This window comes from Streptomyces sp. SL06 (assembly GCF_058244745.1).
In genome coordinates this window covers 639239-654656 of record NZ_JBSYOT010000002.1, presented here as the reverse complement: position 1 = coordinate 654656, position 15418 = coordinate 639239, and the positions used below count along the sequence as shown (strand labels likewise).

Genomic DNA, 15418 nt, shown 5'->3' with positions numbered 1-15418 from the left:
TCGGTAGGTGACGGTGTGTCAGAGGTGGCGGCGCCGGTCGGCGACCGAGCGTTCGTACTGGGCGCGGGCCTCGGTGGCGGCCTCGCGCGCGGACACCTCGGCCACCGGCACGTCCCACCAGGCCTCGGCCGGGAGCACGGCCCGCGCGGGGGCGGTCTCGACGTACACGCAGGTCGGGCGGGTCGCCGCGCGGGCCGTGGTCAGCGCCTCGCGCAGCTCGCGCACCGTCTTGGCGCGCAGCACGTCCATGCCGAGGCTGGCCGCGTTGGCGGCGAGGTCGACGGGGAGCGGGGCGCCGGTGAAGGTGCCGTCGGCGGCGCGGTGGCGGTAGTCGGTGCCGAAGCGCTCGGCGCCCACCGACTCGGAGAGGCCGCCGATGGAGGCGTAGCCGTGGTTCTGGATCAGGACCAGTCTGACCGGCAGGTTCTCCTGGACGGCGGTGACGATCTCGGTCGGGTTCATCAGATAGGTGCCGTCGCCGACCAGGGCCCACACGCCGGTGCCGGGCGCGGCCTGCTGCACGCCGAGCGCGGCCGGGATCTCGTAGCCCATGCAGGAGTAGCCGTACTCCAGGTGGTACTGGCGGGGGGAGCGGGCCCGCCACAGCTTGTGCAGGTCGCCCGGGAGCGAACCGGCTGCGTTGATCACCACGTCCGTGTCCCCGACGACCGCGTCCAGCGCGCCGAGCACCTGCGTCTGGGTCGGCACGGCACTGTCGTCGTCGGCGCGGTAGGCGGCCTCGACCGTCTTCTCCCAACGGGCCCTGCCGGCCCGGTACTCGCTCTCGTACGACGTGTCCACGCGGTGCCCGGACAGTGCCTGCGCCAGCGCCGTCAGCCCCGCCCGCGCGTCGCACACCAGGGTGCGGGCGGCGAGCTTGTGGGCGTCGAAGGCGGTGATGTTGAGGTTCAGGAAGCGGACGTTCCGGGTGCTGGAAGAGGGTGCCGGAGGCGGTGGTGAAGTCCGAGTAGCGGGTGCCGACCCCGATCACCAGGTCGGCCGTGCGGGCGAGATCGTCGCTGACCGCGGTGCCGGTGTGGCCGATGCCGCCGAGGTCGGCCGGGTGGTCGTGGCGCAGCGCGCCCTTGCCGGCCTGGGTGGAGGCGACGGGGATGCCGGTGGCGTCCACGAGCGCCTTCAGCGCCTCTTCGGCCTCGCTGTGGTGAATGCCGCCGCCCGCGACGATCAGGGGGCGCCCGGCGGCGCGGACCGCCCTGACCGCCTCGGCCAGTTCCAGCGGGTCGGGCGCCGGACGCCTTACCCGCCACACGCGGTCGGCGAAGAACTCCTCGGGCCAGTCGTACGCCTCCGCCTGCACGTCCTGGGGCAGCGCGAGGGTTACCGCGCCGGTCTCGGCCGGGTCGGTGAGCACGCGCATCGCCTGGAGCGCGGAGGCGAGCAGGGCCTCGGGGCGGGTGATCCGGTCGAAGTACCGGGACACGGGCCGCAGCGTGTCGTTGACGGACACGTCGGCCTCGACCGGGTGTTCCAACTGCTGGAGCAGCGGGTCCGCGGCGTGCGAGGCGAAGTAGTCGCCGGGGAGCAGCAGGACGGGCAGCCGGTTGATCGTGGCGAGGGCGGCGCCGGTGACCAGGTTGGTGGCGCCGGGACCGATGGATGTCGTCACCGCCTGCGCGGACAGGCGGTTGAGCTGGCGGGCGTGCCCGACGGCCGCGTGCACCATGGCCTGTTCGTTGCGCCCCTGGTGGTACGGCATGGCGTCGGCGTACTCGACGAGCGCCTGGCCCAGGCCCGCGACGTTGCCGTGGCCGAAGATGCCCCAGGTGCCGGCGATCAGGCGGTGGCGCACGCCGTCGCGTTCCGAGTACTGCGCGGCCAGGAAGCGCACCAGTGCCTGGGCGGTGGTCAGCCGGCGGGTGGCGGCGCTCATACGGACCTCTCCGGTGCGGTGTAGAGGGGGAGTCGGGCATCGATGGGCCGGTCCGTCCAGGTGTCCCGGATCCAGGCGTGGTCGGGGTGGTCGCGGATCAGCCAGGCGCGTTCGGTCTCCGGGCCCGCCATGACGTTGAGGTAGTACATGTGGTGGCCGGGCACCGCCATCGACGGCCCGTGCCAGCCGTCCGGGATCAACACCACGTCCCCGTCACGCACTTCGGCCAGCACATCGGTGCCCTGCCCCTGCCCGGAGGGCGAGACCCGCTGGTAGCCGAGGCCGGGGGTGCCCTCGTGGCCGGTGAACTCGAAGTAGTAGATCTCCTCCAGCACCGACTCCTCGCCCGGCAGGTGCTCGTCGTGCTTGTGCGGCGGGAAGGAGGACCAGTTGCCGCCCGGGGTGATCACCTCGACCGCGATCAGCCGGTCGCACTCGAACACCCCGGCGGCACCGAAGTTGTTGACCTGCCGCGAGCAGTTCCCCGTACCGCGCAGCTCCACCGGTACCGCCGACGCCGGGCCGTAACGGCTGGGCAGACGGCGGGTGCAGCGCGCGCCGGTGAGCGCGAACCGGCCACCATCGGTGGACGTCACGGTCGTACGGGCGTCCCGCGGCACATACGCGAAGTCGCTGACGCCGCTGAACACACTGTCGCGGCCGGTGAGTTCGAAGGTGTCCTGACCGAAGTCGTCGGCGATGGCGACCGTGCAGCCGCCGCTGAGCGGCAGCACGATCCACTCGCTGTCGCCGCTGTCGAAGGTGTGGGCGCCGCCGGGCGGCAGATGGAGCACACGCAGGCCGGAGAAGCCCCAGCCGGCGCTCTTCGGGGTCACGTCCACGACGTACGGGCCGCTCGCCGCCTCGCCCGCGGGAAGGTGATACGTCATCTCCGGGTCCTCTTCCTCTCCTCGGTTCCGCTTCCCGCGCTCACAGCAGCCCGACGGCCGTGTCCACCGCCTGTTCCACGCTGCCCTCGGCCGGGTAGAGCAGCGAGCGGCCGACGACCATGCCCTGCACGGTGGGCAGCCTGAGCGCCTTGCGCCAGCGCTCGTAGGCGGCGGCCTGGTCCGCGGGGGAGCCCCCTATGTCGCCGCCGAGCAGGACGGCGGGCAGCGTGGAGGTCTCCAGGACCTCGCCCATGTCGTCCGGGTCCTGGGTGACGGGCAGTTTCAGCCATGTGTAGGCGGAGGTGCCGCCGAGACCCGAGGCGATGGCGATGGACCGGGTGACCGCCTCGGCGGACAGGTCGTTGCGGACCCGGCCCTCGACCCGGCGGGAGATGAACGGCTCCACGAACAGCGGCAGCCTGCGCTCCGCCATGGCGTCGACCGCGCGGGCGCACGCCTCCAGGGTGGTCAGGGAGCCGGGGTCGTCGTAGTCGACGCGCAGCAGCAGCTTGCCCGCGTCGAAGCGCAGCCGGTCGATGTCCTCGGCGCGGTGGCCGGTGAAGCGGTCGTCCATCTCGAAGGCGGCGCCCGCGAGACCTCCGCGGTTCATCGAACCCATGACGACCTTGTTCTCCAGCACCCCCAGCAGCAGCAGGTCCTCTAGTATGTCGGCGGTGGCGAGAACTCCGTCGACGCCGGGCCGGGAAAGCGCGGTGCACAGACGTTCCAGCAGGTCGGCCCGGTTGGCCATGGCGAGCCGGCGGTCGCCGACGCCGAGCGAGCCGCGCGCGGGATGGTCGGCGGCCACGATCATCAGACGGCCGGAGTCGCCGATCAACGGCCGGCGTGCGCGGCGGGCCGCGGCCTCCGCGACGGCCTCCGGACGGCGCGCTCGGACCGCGGTGAGGTCGGGAATGCTGAGGGACAAGACGAAGCTCCGTTCAGGGAGTGGCTCGCGCGAGAAGGTCGTCGACCTCCGCCTCGGTGGGCATCGCGGAGGAACAGGCGAGACGGGAGGCGACGAGGGCGCCGGCCGCGTTGGCGTACCGCATGATCCGCTCCAGCTCCCAGCCGGCGAGCAGACCGTGGCACAGGGAACCGCCGAACGCGTCACCCGCGCCGAGGCCGTTGACCACCTCGACCGGCACCGGTGCCACCTCGGCCGTCCGGCCGTCGCGGTGCACGGCGAGGACGCCCTTCGGGCCCTGTTTGACGACCGCCAGTTCCACGCCGGCCGCCAGCAGCGCCTCGGCGCAGGCGCGCGGTTCGCGCACGCCCGTGGCGATCTCGCACTCGTCGAGGTTGCCGACGGCGACGGTCGTGTGCCGCAGCGCCTCGGCGTAGTACGGGCGGGCCTCGTCGGGGTCGGTCCAGAACATCGGGCGCCAGTCCAGGTCGAAGACCGTGGTGCCGGACCCGGCGCGGTGTGCGAGGGCGGCCAGCGTCGCCGAACGGCTCGGCTCCTCGCTCAGTCCGGTGCCGGTCATCCAGAAGATCGAGGCCGCGCGGATCGCGTCGAGGTCCAGCTCGTCCGGGTGGATCTCCAGGTCGGGCGCCTTGGGCCGGCGGTAGAAGTACAGCGGGAAGTCGTCCGGCGGGAAGATCTCGCAGAACGTGACGGGGGTCGGGTAGGCGGCGACCGGCGTGACCCAGCGGTCGTCGACGCCGAACTCCTTGAGCGCCTGGTGCAGATAGCCGCCGAACGGGTCGTCGCCCGTGCGCGTGACGACGGCCGTGGCACGGCCGAGACGGGCGGCCGCGACCGCCACGTTGGAGGCCGAACCGCCGAGAAACTTGCCGAAGGTCTCAACCTCCGCCAGGGGCACGCCCGTCTGAAGGGGATAGAGATCGACCCCGATGCGGCCCATCGTGATCAGATCGAAATGCTGGACTGGCTCTGCCATGTGCGACGCTCCTCGGGCTGGGGCGGGGGCCTGCCGCCTCCCAGGTGTATGACTCCGAGGCGACCGTGTCAATAGTTTGTACTTACATTCGGACCTGCGAGTGAAATGATGTCTTAACAAAGTATTGACAGCAGGCGCCGCAAGGACTTGTATTCCGGTCCCAGCGCAACAGCCGTTCTCATCCGGTCTGGCACACGGCTTCCCCGTCGCACAGTCGCACAGTGAGGTGCAGGAAAGATGGACCGCTCTTCGCACGCCCGCTCCCGCAGATTCGCCCCCGCCGTGGCTCTCGCCGCCGCCGCGGCCCTGACTCTCGCCGGCTGCTCCAGCAGCTCGGGCGGGAAGAAGGCCGACGAACAGGGTGACTCGGGTGCCTCCGCGGGCAAGGCGAGCACGCCCCGCATGACCGTCGCCCTGGTCACCCACCAGGGGCCCGGCGACACCTTCTGGGACATCGTCCGCAAGGGCGCGGAGGCAGCCGCCGCCAAGGACAACATCAAGCTCGTCTACTCCGCCGACCCGAACGCCGGCAACCAGGCCAACCTGGTGCAGAATGCGATCGACCAGAAGGTCGACGGCATAGCCGTCACCCTCGCCAAGCCGGACGCCCTGCGGAGCGTCCTCGGCAAGGCCGAGAAGGCCGGCGTACCGGTCGTCGGGCTCAACTCCGGCCTCGCGGACTGGAAGAAGCTCGGCCTGATGGAGTTCTTCGGCCAGGACGAGTCGGTGGCCGGCGAGGCGCTCGGCAACCGGCTCAACGAGGACGGCGCCAAGAAGGTCGTCTGCGTGATCCACGAGCAGGGCAACGTCGGCCTGACGCAGCGCTGCGACGGCATGAAGAAGACCTTCGAGGGGTCCGTCGAGAACCTCTACGTCAACGGCACCGACATGCCCTCGGTGAAGTCGACCATCACCGCCAAGCTGAAGCAGGACAGCGGCATCGACCATCTCGTCACGCTCGGCGCCCCGTTCGCCATGACCGCGGTGCAGTCGGTCGGCGAGGGCGGCGGCAAGGTCAAGATCGCCACCTTCGACCTCAACAAGGAACTGACCGGCGCCATCGACAAGGGCGACATCGAGTTCGCCGTCGACCAGCAGCCCTACCTCCAGGGCTACCTCGCCGTCGACGGCCTGTGGCTCTACAAGAACAACGGCAACTACAGCGGCGGCGGCGAGCAGCCGGTGCTGACCGGCCCGGCCTTCGTCGACAAGTCCAACGTGAAGGCCGTCGCCGAGTTCGCCTCGAAGGGCACCCGGTGATGAGCACGACCCAACAGGCCGAGCCGGCGGTGACCACACCGCCGGCCCCCGGCCCGGAACAGTCCGACGGGCGGACCCGCGAGCGCTCCCTGACGCTGCGGCTGCTCGCCCGCCCCGAGGTCGGGGTCTTCCTCGGCGCCGTCGCCGTGTTCGTCTTCTTCCTCATCGCCGCCCCCTCGCTGCGCGACGGCGGCTCCATGGCGACGGTCCTGTACCAGTCGTCCACCATCGGCATCATGGCGCTGCCGGTGGCTCTGCTGATGATCGGCGGCGAGTTCGACCTGTCGGCCGGCGTCGCCGTGATCACCTCGGCGCTCACCGCCGGCATGCTCAGCTACCAGCTCACCATGAACGTCTGGATGGGCGTGGTCGTCGCCCTCGTCGTCTCCCTCGCCGTCGGCGCGTTCAACGGCTGGGTGCTGATGAAGACCGGTCTGCCCAGCTTCCTCGTGACGCTCGGCACCTTCCTGATCCTCCAGGGCGTCAACCTCGCGGTCACCAAGCTGGTCACCGGCAACGTCGCCACCGACGACATCAGCGACATGGACGGCTTCGACCAGGCCCACGCGCTGTTCGCCTCGTCCTTCGACATCGGCGGCGTCCAGGTGAAGGTCACGGTCCTGTGGTGGCTGGTCTTCGCCGCCCTCGCCACCTGGGTGCTGCTGCGCACCAAGTACGGCAACTGGATCTTCGCGGTCGGCGGCAGCCGGGAGTCCGCCCGCGCGGTCGGCGTCCCCGTCGCCTTCACCAAGATCACGCTGTTCATGCTGGTCGGCTTCGGCGCCTGGTTCGTCGGCATGCACCAGCTGTTCTCGTACAACACCGTGCAGTCGGGCGAGGGCGTCGGCCAGGAGCTGATCTACATCGCCGCGGCGGTGATCGGCGGCTGTCTGCTCACCGGCGGCTACGGCTCCGCCATCGGCCCGGTGTTCGGCGCCTTCATGTTCGGCATGGTGAACCAGGGCATCGTCTTCGCCGGCTGGAACCCCGACTGGTTCAAGGCGTTCCTCGGCGTGATGCTCCTCGGCGCCGTCCTCATCAACCTGTACGTGCGCCGCGCGGCGACCCGGAGGTGACCCGGAAATGACCGGCAAGACAACGGGCACCCACGGGGCCGTCCTCCCGGACACCGAGCCGGAGCAGGACCGGGCGATCGTCCAACTCCGCGGCGCGGGCAAGGCCTACGGCAACATCCGCGCCCTGCACGGCGTCGACCTCGCCATCCACCCCGGCCGGGTGACCTGCGTGCTCGGCGACAACGGCGCGGGCAAGTCCACCCTCATCAAGATCATCTCCGGGCTGCACCAGCACACCGAGGGCGAGTTCCTCGTCGACGGCGAGTCCGTGCGCTTCACCACCCCGCGCGACGCGCTGGCCCGCGGCATCGCCACCGTCTACCAGGATCTCGCCACCGTGCCCCTGATGCCGGTGTGGCGCAACTTCTTCCTCGGCTCCGAGATGACCAAGGGCTCCTGGCCCCTGCGCCGCCTCGACATCGCCCGCATGAAGCGGACCGCCGACGAGGAACTGCGCAACATGGGCATCGTCCTGGACGACCTGGAACAGCCCATCGGCACCCTCTCCGGCGGCCAGCGCCAGTGCGTCGCCATCGCCCGCGCCGTCTACTTCGGCGCCCGCGTCCTGATCCTGGACGAGCCCACCGCCGCCCTCGGCGTCAAGCAGTCCGGCGTGGTCCTCAAGTACGTCGCCGCCGCCCGCGAACGCGGCCTCGGCGTCGTCTTCATCACCCACAACCCCCACCACGCCTACATGGTCGGCGACCACTTCAGCGTGCTGCGTCTGGGCACCCTCGAACTCAGCGCGGCCCGCGCCGACATCACCCTGGAGGAACTCACCAACCACATGGCGGGCGGCGCCGAACTCACCGCCCTCAAGCACGAACTGGCCCAGGTCGGCGGGGTCGACGTCGAGGCGCTCCCGGACGAGGAGCCGAAGTCCCCCGCACCCGCCACCGCCGCGTCCGGATCCGTCGAGGGGAAGACCTGACATGCCCTTCGCCCTGGACCGCATCCGCGTCGGCTCGGCCCCCGACTCCTGGGGCGTCTGGTTCCCGGACGACCCCCGGCAGGTGCCGTGGGAACGGTTCCTGGACGAGGTCGCGGAGTCCGGCTACGACTGGATCGAACTGGGCCCCTACGGCTACCTCCCCACCGACCCGGCCCGGCTCACCGACGAGGTGACCCGGCGCGGCCTCAAGGTCTCCGCGGGCACCATCTTCTGCGGGCTGCACCGCGGCCCCGCCGAGTGGGACGCCACCTGGGAGCAGGTCGGCCGCGTGGCGGCCCTGACCCGGGCCATGGACGCGAAGCACCTCGTCGTCATCCCGTCCTTCTGGCGCGACGACAAGACCGCCGAGATCCTGGAGCCGCCCGAGCTGACCGGCGAGCAGTGGGCCCACCTGGTCCGGGGCATGGAACGGCTCGGCCGCGAGGTGCGGGAGACCTACGGCCTGGACATCGTCGTCCACCCGCACGCCGACACCCACATCGACACCGAGGAGCACGTCGAGCGCTTCCTCGACGCCACCGACTCCGACCTCGTCAACCTCTGCCTGGACACCGGCCACTACGCCTACTGCGGCGGCGACAGCGTCAAGCTGATCGAGACCTACGGCGAGCGCATCGGCTACCTCCACCTCAAGCAGGTCGACCCGGAGATCCTCGCCGGGGTACGGGCGGACGAAGTGCCCTTCGGGCCGGCCGTGCAGCGCGGCGTGATGTGCGAACCACCGGGCGGCGTACCGGAGTTGGGCCCGGTTCTCACGGCGGCCCAGAAGCTGGGCGTCGACCTGTTCGCCATCGTCGAGCAGGACATGTACCCCTGCGAGCCGGACACGCCCCTGCCCATCGCGGTACGCACCCGCGCGTTCCTGCGCTCCTGCGGGGCCTGACCGGACCCTCGGCGCCCCGCCGGGGCACGACCGGGGACCACGGCCACGCGGCGGCGGGCCGGCGGACCGACCGCGCGGCCCGCCGGCCCGCACCGCGGGTTCACCCCCGCCGCACCTCCGCGAGCGTCACCGGCCGGTGCTCGTGCAGCGACAGGGTGCACGCCTCGGCGATCCAGCCCGCCTCCAGCGCGTCCTCGACCGTGCAGGGAGACGGCCGGGTGCCGGCCACCACCTCGGTGAACGCGGTGAGTTCGGCGCGGTAGGCGGCGGCGAAGCGGTCCATGAAGAAGTCGTGCGGAGTGCCGGCCGGAAAGACCGCGCCCGGCTCGACCGAACGCAGCGGCAGCCTGTCCTCCAGGCCGACGGCGATGGAGTCCGCGAAGCCGTGCAGCTCCATGCGCACGTCGTGACCGCGCGCGTTGTGGCGGCTGTTGGAGACCACGGCGATGGTGCCGTCGTCCAGGGTGAGGAGCGCGCCGGTGGTGTCGGCGTCGCCCGCCTCCTCGATGTAGTCGGCGCCCCGGTTGCCGCCGACGGCGTACACCTCGCTCACCTCGCGGCCGGTCACCCAGCGGATGATGTCGAAGTCGTGCACCGAGCAGTCCCGGAAGATGCCCCCGGACGCGGCGACGTACGCGGCGGGCGGCGGCGCCGGGTCCAGCGTGGTGGACCGTACGGTGTGCAGCTTGCCCAGCTCGCCGCCGCGCACGGCCGCCCGCGCTGCGGCGAACCCGGCGTCGAAGCGGCGGTTGTAGCCGATCTGGATCGGCACGTCACGGTCCGCGACCGCCTTGAGCACCGCGACGCCCTCCGCCATGGTGCGGGCGACGGGCTTCTCGCAGAAGACGGGCACGCCGGCGTCGACGGCGGCCAGGATCAGGTCCGGGTGGGCGTCGGTCGCCGCCGCGACCACCACGCCGTCCACCCCCGCGGACAGCACCGCCTCGGGCGAGTCGGCGACCTCGGCGCCGAACCGTTCGGCGGCGGTCTTCGCCGCGTCCGCGAACGGATCGGTGAAGACCAGCGAGTCGACGGCGTCGAGTCCGAAGAGGGTCTCGGCGTGGAAGGCGCCGATGCGGCCGAGGCCGAGGATTCCGATACGCATACGGGTCTTGCTCCTTGGTGACGATGTGGTGCGGTGCGGTGGGTGCGGCGCCGTTGCGCGCCGGGCCCGCTTTTCTCTCAGCTCTCCCGGCGTTCGCGGCCGGCCCGCAGCGCCTCGCGCAGGGCCTTCGGCGTCCACTCCTCGCGCAGCGCGCGCCGTACGAGGTCCGCCTGCGAGGGCGGGGCCGGCCCGTCGACCGGAGGGTCGCTGTCGAGGTTGGTGGGGAAGGGGTACCCCTCGGCGCTCGCGGCGATCACATGGTCGAGCCGGCGCTCGTCCGCTCCCTCGGCCCGGCGCTTCAGCAGCACCGGGTAGACGGCGTTGGCCACCGCCTCCCGGTCCACGGTCTCCATGGCGCGGCCGAACGGGGAGGAGATCTGCAACAGGTTGGCCATGCGGCGGATGTCCGCGGAGCGGTTGGCGCCGGCCGCGTGGAACAGCGCGGGGTTGAAGAACACGGCGTCGCCCTTGGCGAGCGGCAGTTGGACGTGGTGCGACTCGAAGTAGGCCTGGAACCGCGGAAGTCGCCAGGCGAGATAGCCCGGCTCGTACTTCTGGGAGTGCGGCAGGTACATCGTCGGCCCGGACTCCACGGGCATGTCGCAGTGCGCGACCGCGCCCTGGAGCGTGAGCACGGGGGAGAGGCGGTGCACATGCGCCGGATAGGCAGCGGCGGCCTCGTTGGAGAGGAAGCCGAGGTGGTAGTCGCGGTGGACGGTCTGGGCGGCGCCGCCCGGATTGACCACGTTGACCTGGGAGGTGACCTGGTAGCCGGGGCCGAGCCAGGCCCGAGCGACCAGGGCCAGCGTCTCGTTGGCGTAGTACTCGGCGAACGCCCCGGGATCGCGCAGGGCCGCCTTCTCCAGGGCGTTCCACACCCGGTCGTTGGCGCCGGGCGCGGCGAAGTGGTCGCCGGCGCCGGCCCCGGAGGCGCGCTGCTCGGCGATCAGGGCGTCGAACACCGCGGTGGTCCGGTCGACGACCGCCGGGTCGGGGAAGGCGCCCTTGAGGACGACGATGCCGGGGCCGTCGGCGAGGGCACGGACCAGTTCGGCCGCCGTCTCGCGGTCGTCGTGCAGCCGGCCGGCGTCGTAGACGAGGACGTTCTGCTCGACGGCGGCGGCCCGCGGGTGGCCGGCGAGGTCGGTGGGCCGCTCGACGAGGGCGCGGAACGCGTCGAGATCGCAGTCCCCCTCGGACGGCGGGGCAGGGCGGGACGCGGCGGGGGCGGGAGTGGCGGACATCTCGTCCTTTCCGGGGACAGGGAGGGGCGACGCGACGCTGTCATTGTTGTCCTGACAAACGCCGCGGACAACCGGCGGGCGGTCATGGGCCGCCCCTGCCCGGCATCGGCGGCCTGACGCGGGCCCGGTCGCGCCCCGCGACCCGCCCGTGGCGGCTACGCCCCCGCCACGGTGACCCAGGCGCCGCTCTGCGCGGAGCGCGCCATCGCGTCCAGTACGGCCGCGCTGCGCACGGCGTCCGCCAGGGTGGCGCCGTGCGGGGTGTCCTCCGCGATCGAGCGCAGAAAGCGGTAGGCCTCCACCACCTTCAGGTCGTCGTAGCCCATGGCGTTGGCGGCACCGGGCTGGAAGGCGGCGAACTCGCCGTGCCCGGGGCCGACGTAGACCGTGCTGACCGGCTGGTCCTGGTACTGCGTGCCACGGCTGACGCCCAGTTCGTTCATGCGGCGGAAGTCCCAGAGCACCGCGCCCCTGGTGCCGTGCACCTCGAAGCCGTAGTTGTTCTGCTCCCCGACCGAGACCCGGCAGGCCTCCAGGACACCGCGGGCACCGGAGGCGAAACGGAGCAGGCAGCCGACGTAGTCCTCGTTCTCGACGGCGCCTGGCTCGCCGCCCGCGGCCCGTGCGTGTCCCGCCGTGGCCGCGGTGGGGCGGGCCCGCTCGGGCAGGAAGATCGCCGTGTCGGCGGTCAGGGACGCGATGTCCCCGAGCAGGAAGCGGGCCAGGTCGGCGCCGTGCGAGGCCAGGTCGCCGAGCACCCCGCTGCCGCCGCGTTCCCGTTCGTAGCGCCAGGTCAGCGCGGACTCGGGATGGGCGGCGTAGTCGCTGAAGAGGCGGATGCGGACATGGGTGACGGTGCCGATCCCGCCGCCTGCGATCAGGTCGCGGGCGGCCTCGACGGCGGGCGCGTTGCGGTAGTTGAAGCCGACCGCGCTGTGCACACCGGCCTTGGCGACCGCGTCCGCGACCGTGCGCGCGTCCTCGACGCCCAGGCCGACCGGCTTCTCGATCCAGATGTGCTTGCCCGCCTCGGCCATCGCGACGGCGATCTCGCGGTGCAGGAAGTTCGGCGCGGTGATGCTGACCGCCCGCACGCGCGGATCGGCGGCCACCTCGCGCCAGTCCCGGGTCGTCGAGGCGAACCCGAACTGCTCGGCGGCCTCCTCGGCCCGCCCCGGCACCTCCTCCGCGACCGCCACCAGCTCCGGGCGCAGCGCGAGGCGCGGATAGTGATGCCGGACGCGGGCGTACGCCTGGGTGTGCACCCGGCCCATCCAGCCGAAACCGACGACGGCGACACCGAGTGCGTCGACCATGAGAGCACCTCTTCGGACCTGTCCGTGATCTGTCCAGGACACCCTGGGCGGAGGGCCGCGGCCTGTCAACTGTTTGACAGGACAAAGCCGCGACACGGACGGCGCAGCGGCCGGGCGGGGGCCGGACGGGGGCCGATCCTCGCCCGGCCCCCGCCCGCGCGTCACCGCCCCCGGCGGGACAGCCAGGCGGCGACCAGGGCGCCGGAGATGTTGTGCCAGACGGAGAAGACCGCGGCCGGCAGTGCCGCCAGGGGGCTGAAGTGGGCGGTGGCCAGGGAGGCCGCGAGGCCGGAGTTCTGCATGCCGACCTCGAAGGCCATGGCACGGCTGCCGGGCTCGCCGAGCCGGCCGAGCCGTCCGGCGCCGTAGCCGAGCGCCAGCCCGAGACCGTTGTGCAGCACGACGGCGACGAACACGAGGGCGGCGGCCGACTTGATGGCGTCCGCGCTGCCCGCCACCACGACGGCCACGATCACGGAGATCGTCAGCGCGGACAGCCAGGGCAGCGCCGGCAGCGCCCGCTGCACGTGCCGGCCCGCGACGAGCCGTACGACGAGGCCCGCGAGGACCGGCAGCAGCACCGTCTTGAGGATGTCGGTGACCATGGAACCCGCGTCCACCGGCAGGTACTCGCCGGCCAGCAGCAGCGTCAGCGGCGGGGTGACCAGCGGAGCGACCAGCGTCGAGACGGTCGCGACGGAGACGGACAGGGCGACATCGCCCCGCGCCAGATAGGTCACCACGTTGGAGGCGGTGCCGCTGGGTGCGCAGCCGACCAGGATCACGCCGGCGGCGAGCTGCGGGGGGAGGCCGAGCAGGTGGGCGACGGCCCAGCCGAGCCCCGGCATGATGACGTAGTGCGCGACCAGCCCGAGGGCCACCGCCCAGGGGCGTTTCGCGACCCCCCGGAAGTCCTCGGGGGTCATGGTGACGCCCATGCAGAACATCACGATGCCCAGCAGATAGGGCACCGCCTCGCTCCGGCCGGAGAAGGGGCCGGGGAGCAGGAGGCCGAGGGCGCCGGCCACGAGGACGAGGATCGGGAAGACGGTCACGGCGCGTCGCGCGGAGCGGTCGCCGGTGGCGTCGTTGCTGAGTTCTTGGGGTCGTTCTGTTCGCACCGTGCGAGACAACGCCTGGTGGAGGGCACGACGCAAAGCCGTCTCGCGATGTGATCATCGGGACGGCTCGCGGCGGTGACCGGGGGCCCTGCCCCCGGGTCGGGTCAGTCGCGGCCCATCTGGTCCTCGTCGGACAGGTGCTCCACCGTCTTGCCGGTCTCGGTGAAGGTCCTCGTCACGTAGCCGGAGGAGTACACCCACAGGATGCGCAGCGGGGTGTCGCCGACATTGCGGAACAGATGCGGGACGGGGGAGGGCACGTACGTCGTGTCGTACTGCTCCAGCTTCGTCACCTCGCCGTCCACCCACACCTCCGCCTCGCCCTCGAGGATGGTCACGTGCTCGTCGCAGTTGTGCGAGTGCAACGGCGCCCCGGAGCCCACCGGGTACACGCTCATACCGCTCGTGATGCGGTTCTCCCCGCCCGCCGCCGACGTGGTGATCAGCGGCGTCGAGATGACGGCGCCGCCGCGGTCCAGCAGGGGCACGGACGCGGTCTTGATGATGGTGGTCATCCCGGGGTTCCTCTCCAGTCCAACGTGTCGCGAGAACCGACGTTAGGTCGCCCCGCGGTCGAACGGTGCCCTCCGGTGTGCAGGTTTACGTTGCAGACCGAGAGGGGTGAGCATCTTCCGCCCGGCTGTACCGTCACCTGTCACCGCACGGCTCTCGTCTCGTTGCGGAAACACGCCGGAAAGAAAAGGCAGGTATCGGCCAGATGAGGCTCCCCGTTCTCACCGAAGAGGAAATGGACCAGCGGCAGCAGGAACTGGCCGCTCGCATCGCCGGCCGCCGCGGTGCGGTCCGCGGCCCCTTCCGGGTGTGGCTGCACAGCGCGGAGATGTGCGAGCGGGCCGAGTCCCTCGGCGCGTTCGCGCGGTTCGACTGCAGCCTGCCCAAGCACCTGCGCGAGCTGACGCTGCTGATGGCGGCCCGCAACTGGGACGCGCAGTACTCGTGGAACGCGCACGTGCACCAGGCGATCGAGGCCGGCGTCCCCGAGTCCGCCGTCAAGGCCATCGCCGAGAAGCGCGAGGCCGTCTTCGACGACGCGGCGGACCAGGCGTTCTACCGGTTCTGCCGCGAGGTCCTTGAGGAGCACTTCGTCTCGGACGAGACCTTCGCCGCCGCGCTGGAGCACTTCGGCTCCAAGGGCCTGGTCGACACCATCGGCGCGCTCGGCAACTTCACCATGCTCGGCATGTGCCTGAACACCTTCCAGGTGGACCTCCAGGCCGACAAGGAGCCCCCGTTCCCCGACATCCGCGGCTACGGCCGGGTCGTCCCCGAGACCGACGGACCACGGCCGTGAGTTCCCTGACGGAACCGGCCCCCGAGGGAGGTACGGCGGTGAGCCCCAGGACAGCGGTGACATCGGCGGGCAAGGCCACCGAGGCGGTGGTCCGCGTGCACGGCGTCGTCAAGAGCTTCGGCGGAGCGGCCGCGCTCAAAGGCGTCGACCTCGATCTGTACCCCGGCGAGATCCACGCCCTGATGGGCATGAACGGCGCGGGCAAGTCCACCCTCGTCCAGGTGCTGAGCGGGGTGCACCAGCCCGACTCCGGCACCATCGAGGTGGGCGGGCACCGGCACGCCGGACTGAACGTGCGCAAGGCCCGCAGACTCGGCATCTGCTCGGTGCCGCAGCGCCGCGAACTGGCCATGGGCCTCACCGTCGCCGAGAACGTCATGCTGGGCGACCTGCCGACCCGGGGCTTCGGCGCCGTCGACTGGAAGGCCGTACGGGCCCAGGCCCGCGCGGCACTGTCCGGCCTC

At 71.8% G+C, this 15418-nt stretch carries 13 protein-coding genes and 2 pseudogenes; 6 read left to right on the top strand and 9 right to left on the bottom strand.

The features are described 5' to 3' along the window. Positions 1 to 18: 18 nt before the first annotated feature. The 4 genes and pseudogenes from iolD to iolC all read right to left on the bottom strand — a co-directional run bounded on the left by iolD (position 19) and on the right by iolC (position 4685). Positions 19 to 1891, bottom strand: a pseudogene (gene iolD / locus AC4IHM_RS03310) (3D-(3,5/4)-trihydroxycyclohexane-1,2-dione acylhydrolase (decyclizing)). After that, the gene (iolB, locus tag AC4IHM_RS03305) at positions 1888 to 2781 is read right to left on the bottom strand and encodes a 5-deoxy-glucuronate isomerase (protein WP_490865574.1); all 894 of its coding nucleotides are present in this window, start codon (positions 2779 to 2781) and stop codon (positions 1888 to 1890) included. The pseudogene iolD and the gene iolB overlap by 4 nt, the downstream one beginning before the upstream one ends. 40 nt (positions 2782 to 2821) lie before the next feature. Further along, the gene (locus AC4IHM_RS03300; RefSeq protein ID WP_490865573.1) at positions 2822 to 3709 is read right to left on the bottom strand and encodes a Cgl0159 family (beta/alpha)8-fold protein; all 888 of its coding nucleotides are present in this window, start codon (positions 3707 to 3709) and stop codon (positions 2822 to 2824) included. A 13-nt stretch (positions 3710 to 3722) separates the two neighbouring features. Further along, a complete protein-coding gene (iolC, locus tag AC4IHM_RS03295; protein WP_490865572.1) occupies positions 3723 to 4685 on the bottom strand; it encodes a 5-dehydro-2-deoxygluconokinase in 963 nt (320 codons plus the stop codon). Positions 4686 to 4922: 237 nt separating this feature from the next. Between iolC and AC4IHM_RS03290 the strand changes: the two genes are divergently transcribed. From AC4IHM_RS03290 to AC4IHM_RS03275, 4 genes are read left to right on the top strand one after another with little or no spacing between them, the layout of a single operon-like run. Next, positions 4923 to 5945 carry a sugar ABC transporter substrate-binding protein gene (locus tag AC4IHM_RS03290; protein ID WP_490865571.1) on the top strand — a complete coding sequence of 341 codons (1023 nt, stop codon included), beginning with the start codon at positions 4923 to 4925 and terminating at the stop codon, positions 5943 to 5945. Next, positions 5945 to 7021, top strand: a complete 1077-nt coding sequence (locus AC4IHM_RS03285; protein WP_490865570.1) for an ABC transporter permease — start codon at positions 5945 to 5947, stop codon at positions 7019 to 7021. The genes AC4IHM_RS03290 and AC4IHM_RS03285 overlap by 1 nt, the downstream gene beginning before the upstream one ends. Before the next feature lie 7 nt (positions 7022 to 7028). Next, a complete protein-coding gene (locus AC4IHM_RS03280) occupies positions 7029 to 7952 on the top strand; it encodes an ATP-binding cassette domain-containing protein (protein ID WP_490865569.1) in 924 nt (307 codons plus the stop codon). Between the two features lies 1 nt (position 7953). After that, positions 7954 to 8856, top strand: coding sequence for a sugar phosphate isomerase/epimerase family protein (locus AC4IHM_RS03275; RefSeq protein ID WP_490865568.1), 903 nt, complete (start codon positions 7954 to 7956; stop codon positions 8854 to 8856). Positions 8857 to 8956: 100 nt separating this feature from the next. Here the strand turns inward: AC4IHM_RS03275 and AC4IHM_RS03270 are convergent, their stop codons facing one another. The 5 genes from AC4IHM_RS03270 to AC4IHM_RS03250 form a co-directional block, all read right to left on the bottom strand. Beyond that, a complete protein-coding gene (locus tag AC4IHM_RS03270; RefSeq protein ID WP_490865567.1) occupies positions 8957 to 9961 on the bottom strand; it encodes a Gfo/Idh/MocA family protein in 1005 nt (334 codons plus the stop codon). A gap of 77 nt (positions 9962 to 10038) precedes the next feature. Continuing rightward, positions 10039 to 11205, bottom strand: coding sequence for a phytanoyl-CoA dioxygenase family protein (locus AC4IHM_RS03265; RefSeq protein ID WP_490865566.1), 1167 nt, complete (start codon positions 11203 to 11205; stop codon positions 10039 to 10041). Between the two features lie 155 nt (positions 11206 to 11360). Then, positions 11361 to 12521 carry a Gfo/Idh/MocA family protein gene (locus tag AC4IHM_RS03260; RefSeq protein ID WP_490865565.1) on the bottom strand — a complete coding sequence of 387 codons (1161 nt, stop codon included), beginning with the start codon at positions 12519 to 12521 and terminating at the stop codon, positions 11361 to 11363. 161 nt (positions 12522 to 12682) lie between these two features. Next, positions 12683 to 13642: a bile acid:sodium symporter family protein gene (locus tag AC4IHM_RS03255; RefSeq protein ID WP_490865564.1), complete on the bottom strand. Its 960-nt coding sequence runs from the start codon at positions 13640 to 13642 to the stop codon at positions 12683 to 12685. Positions 13643 to 13746: 104 nt separating this feature from the next. Further along, complete coding sequence (locus tag AC4IHM_RS03250; protein WP_490865563.1) at positions 13747 to 14157, bottom strand: cupin domain-containing protein; 411 nt, start codon at positions 14155 to 14157, stop codon at positions 13747 to 13749. Positions 14158 to 14390: 233 nt separating this feature from the next. Between AC4IHM_RS03250 and AC4IHM_RS03245 the strand changes: the two genes are divergently transcribed. Next, complete coding sequence (locus tag AC4IHM_RS03245; protein ID WP_490870750.1) at positions 14391 to 14954, top strand: carboxymuconolactone decarboxylase family protein; 564 nt, start codon at positions 14391 to 14393, stop codon at positions 14952 to 14954. A 182-nt stretch (positions 14955 to 15136) separates the two neighbouring features. Continuing rightward, positions 15137 to 15367: pseudogene (locus AC4IHM_RS03240) on the top strand (ATP-binding cassette domain-containing protein); the annotation flags it as partial. Between the last annotated feature and the right edge of the window lie 51 nt (positions 15368 to 15418).